This window comes from Ornithinibacter sp., assembly GCF_035443565.1.
Classification (GTDB): domain Bacteria; phylum Actinomycetota; class Actinomycetes; order Actinomycetales; family Dermatophilaceae; genus Fodinibacter.
Window position 1 is genome coordinate 1 of record NZ_DAORSO010000394.1, and the last position, 1,221, is coordinate 1,221.

A 1,221-nucleotide genomic window follows, 5' to 3' on the forward strand; every position below is an offset into this window, starting at 1 on the left:
TCGAGATCTCGCGGGCCGACGGGGTGCGCCTGCACGTCTACGACTTCGGCCTGCGGGTGCCCGATGCGGCCATCTGGGAGGAGTGCACGCACGACCAGTTGCGCCACCTCTTCGAGGGAGCGGTCGCCGCGGTGTGGGACGGCCGCGCCGAGTCCGACGGCTTCAACCGGCTCGTCCTCGCCGCCCAGCTGACGTGGCGCCAGGTCGTCATCCTGCGCACGGTCGCGAAGTACCTGCGCCAGACGCGCGCCACGTACTCGCAGGACTACCTCGAGGACGCCCTCGTCTCCCACCCGGACATCGCCCGTGACCTCGTCGACCTGTGGGAGGCCCGTTTCGACCCCGACCGCCGCGACGGTGGGACGAGGTCGGATGCCGGCCACGCGGCATCCGCTGACGGCGACGGTTCCAGCGCGCAGAGCGCGGAGGCCGCGGCCGCGGCCCGGGTGCGCGACGCCCTCGACGAGGTGTCCTCGCTGGACCACGACCGGATCATCCGCGCGTTCCTCGGGGTGATCCTGGCCGGCCTGCGCACGAACTTCTATCAGGCCGGTGACGGCGACGCCGAGCACAAGCCGTACGTCTCGCTGAAGCTCAACCCCAAGGCGGTGCCCGACCTGCCGGCCCCGCGCCCGCAGTTCGAGATCTGGGTCTACAGCCCCCGGGTCGAGGGCGTGCACCTGCGCTTCGGCCCGGTCGCGCGCGGCGGACTGCGCTGGAGCGACCGGCGCGAGGACTTCCGCACCGAGGTCCTCGGCCTGGTCAAGGCGCAGATGGTCAAGAACGCCGTCATCGTGCCGACCGGCTCCAAGGGCGGGTTCTACGCCAAGGACCTCCCCGACCCGGCCGTGGACCGCGAGGCCTGGCTCGAGGAGGGCAAGGCCGCCTACCGCCTGTTCATCTCCGGCCTGCTCGACGTCACCGACAACCGGGTGTCCGGCGGTGCGATCGTGCCGCCCGAGCGCGTGGTGCGCCACGACGGCGACGACCCCTACCTCGTCGTCGCCGCCGACAAGGGCACGGCGAGCTTCTCCGACATCGCCAACGGGGTCGCGCAGTCGTACGGCTTCTGGCTCGACGACGCGTTCGCCTCCGGTGGGTCGGCCGGCTACGACCACAAGGGGATGGGCATCACGGCCCGCGGTGCGTGGGAGTCGGTCAAGCGGCACTTCCGCGAGATGGGCGTCGACACCCAGAGCCAGGACTTCACGGTCGTGGGCG

At 71.8% G+C, this 1,221-nt stretch carries 1 protein-coding gene; it reads left to right on the top strand.

Features of this window, described 5'->3' with window-relative positions; genetic code table 11:
* Window positions 1-1,221: NAD-glutamate dehydrogenase domain-containing protein (locus PLL68_RS15460; protein ID WP_324535618.1), on the top strand; the 1,221-nt coding region annotated here is incomplete at both ends.